Source organism: bacterium (genome assembly GCA_021372535.1).
GTDB lineage: Bacteria > Latescibacterota > Latescibacteria > Latescibacterales > Latescibacteraceae > JAFGMP01.
Map to the genome: position 1 here is coordinate 1 of JAJFUH010000168.1, position 3,094 is coordinate 3,094.

Sequence of the window (3,094 nt, forward strand, 5' to 3'; positions counted from 1 at the left end):
ATTAAACAGTGATATCGGATGACGTCATGCCGAACTTGTTTCGGCATCTATTCCTGCTATTGGTATCATTATTTATCCGCCGGAGCAATAATCAATATTTTTACCGGATAGTTCTATTATAATACATTGATTATAAATAGAATATAGACCATTAATGCCTATGAATTTATAAACCCGTTGAAAAGCCTCGCGGTCACAACCGGTTTTCGGAAAAAGAATGGGTGCTGTCCGAGCGAGCCAAAGGCTCGTAAGTTCACACATTCCCGAAAAACGGGCAGTGAACGGGGAATAAGGCTTTTCACGGGGTGCCCTTTCCTTAGTTACTTCCTTTGGGCACGCAAAGGAAGTAACATCTAAAAAAGTGTTCTTAAAATATGAGGGTTTACCAGCCGATTTACATGCCCTTGACAGCACTGAAACTGCATATTTCATTATCGGGCGTGTGATATTTTTTTTCACAGCCCTCCTAATGCACATCCACATCCACATCGAAATAGAATGCAGTCAGGGGCCTGCCTGAGACCGGCTCGTTGTTGTCCAGACGAATGAGGGCATGATGGGGGCCTTTCTTCAACCCGCTCGTCGACACTGTGCCGGTCACCTTCTGCGCATGGCCGTCTTTCTCCACCGTGATCGCCAGCCAGCCGGGAAGTTTGGAGGTCACCCGCCAGGCCGGCAGTAAATTCGTCCCCCGATCGGTGATGCGGATAGTCTGCGTGAGTTTCCGGGACGAGCTGCCGTTGGTGCTGAAGGTCATGAGGTAAGAATCCGCCGAAATAATGGGTGGGATCGGGAATTTGTTTTCCGCGGACACGCGGAGCATGACCACATCGCTCGGCGGTACTGTCATCGTAATGCCACCGGTGAGCGGCCCCGTGGTCCGATGTGTCCAGAGGTCGCGGGCATAGAGCGCGGCGTTCGCATCGAAACCGAGCTCCTGCCATGTGACCCGTGCTTCTGACGGCGCGGTTCCCTGGTTGAAAACGAGCACTGCTTGACCGCCGTCGAACAGGGGCTTGCCTGCCCAGACACTTATCGCCCCGTCGGTACGGATGATATGTCCCTGTTTTCCCAGCGGGTCCTGGTTTATCGCAATTGCTTCGATGTTGGTGAGAATCGTGGCCGTTGATGTCGTCATGGAACGAAGATCGTTTCCGGCCATAAGCGGGGCTGCCATGATGCACCATAAGCTGAAAAAGCTGCGGTTCTGTGCTTCGGAGAGCCCATCCATGCCCGCAATCATCATATCGGGATCGTTCCAGTACCCCGGCCCGGCGTGAGGGTAGAGAGCCTGGTTGTCGAGTGCAATCTTCATCGCCTTGTTCCAGTCCGCTTGCCCGGGACCGCAGATGTCCTGAGTCGTCCGCCACATATGGCCGATCGCGGCGGCCCAGTTCCATGGCTCTCCTACGCCCCATGAGCACAGGGAATGCACGATCGGCCGGCCGGTCTCTCGTTGAGCCTTGCGGAGAACCGTGTAAGACTTCACGATATCCTGACCCTCCGTGTTGCACCAGTCGATCTTGAGATAATCGCACCGCCACTCCGCGAACAAGCGCATATCATCCGACTCGTGGTCCTTCGTTCCGGGCATGGCCTTGCTGCAGGTGAAAGTGCCGGCGTCGGTGTAGAGGGCATACTTCAGCCCCTTGCGGTGGATGTAGTCGCCGAGCCCCCGCAGTCCGGCCGGATAACGCTTCAGGTTGGTAGTCAGCAGGCCGTTGGCGTCCCTGTAGAAACAGATTCCCTCGTCCGGGCCCAGATACGCATAGCCTGCTTCATGCATCCCGCTTGCAATCAGGGCGTCCGCCATCTGCTTGATTAACGTTTCGTTCTGAGGTTCCTGCCCGAACTGGTTCCATGGGTACCAGCCCATCGGTGGAGTCATCGCCAGACCGTCTTCCATGGCAGCCGTCCTGTCCGTTGCGATGGCAGGCGTCTGTTCCCCTGCAGGTCCTCCGGACGCAAACAAAGCGACCACCATCATAATCACACATGCTTTATTCGACCGCATTTTGCACCTCGTTACGTGTTAAACGATCCCTTATTTCAATCGACTTTTATCATATAAACATCTTGTTTAACTGACCTTAAAGTGTATAGCGAAGGAACGGTGACCCGGAAGACGGCACAAAGAGCTGTATATTTGTAAAAAGAACCTTTATAGTTTGTCATGACACATGTTCAAATCGATACCCCCTGTATTGAGGTCATGAGCCGACTGATTTTCCATGAATTTTCTTGAAAAACATGATATCATAAACTGAATAATTTTTCAAGCATTTTCAGTATTCTTACACATTACACATAAGGGAACCTCTGAAAACATAAAAATAATGTCTGTTTTCCGGGAACGACCTTGTACATCTTAAGGCTTTACCGGTAGATCCCCCCGCCGGCTTTGGCGGCGATCCCCTTATCGAAGGGGGTATGATCCATTGAGGCGCAATCGGTAACGTTCCCCCTTAATAAGGGAGATGTCCGAAGGACAGGGGGATCAGGAGCGCCACAATACACAATAATACCAGCATGGTTTCATTGTGCGTATATATTTTAAAGATTCCCATAAAACATTGAACCACGAAGACATGAATATATATTTGACTTTCAGTATCTTTTTTCGTGACATTTTAACGGAGATAGTATAAATATATAATCAAATCCGCGTAAATCCGCGTTCTATTCATATTTCATGCACAGATCGGGTCACATGATGGAAGGGATGATTATGAGCAGAATCCGCATCGCGTACATCGCCGAACAGGTTGCCGTCACCGCTCGACTTCTTGTCTATGAAGCGCCCCGGACATGCGCGGCGGTTCTTGACATGCTGCCTGTCGAAGCCGAGGCCTGCCATGGTATGTATTCCGGGCCGGAGATTTTTTTCATTCTCCCGCGGCTTATCGATATCGGCATGGAGAATGGCACTTCCGCGGTGCTTCCGGGAGAGATCGGCTTTCTCACCATTCCGCCCGGGCAATATCACAGTTATACACAGGGTCTCTCGGAGATCATGTGGTTTTATGGCCGCGGCGCCTGTCCCTCGATGGCGGACGGCCCCTGCAGGGTAAACCTGTTCGCGGTGATGGAAGAG

The 3,094-nt window shown here is 51.6% G+C and carries 2 protein-coding genes; one reads left to right on the forward strand and one right to left on the reverse strand.

Annotated features, from left to right (window positions below; genetic code table 11):
* Positions 1 to 466 precede the first annotated feature (466 nt).
* Entirely contained in the window at positions 467 to 2,014 is a 1,548-nt protein-coding gene (locus LLG96_14780) for a glycoside hydrolase family 27 protein (protein ID MCE5251476.1), read from the reverse strand.
* A 714-nt stretch (positions 2,015 to 2,728) separates the two neighbouring features.
* Here LLG96_14780 and LLG96_14785 point away from each other — a divergent pair.
* Positions 2,729 to 3,094: DUF3830 family protein (locus LLG96_14785; protein ID MCE5251477.1), on the forward strand; the 366-nt coding region annotated here is incomplete at its 3' end.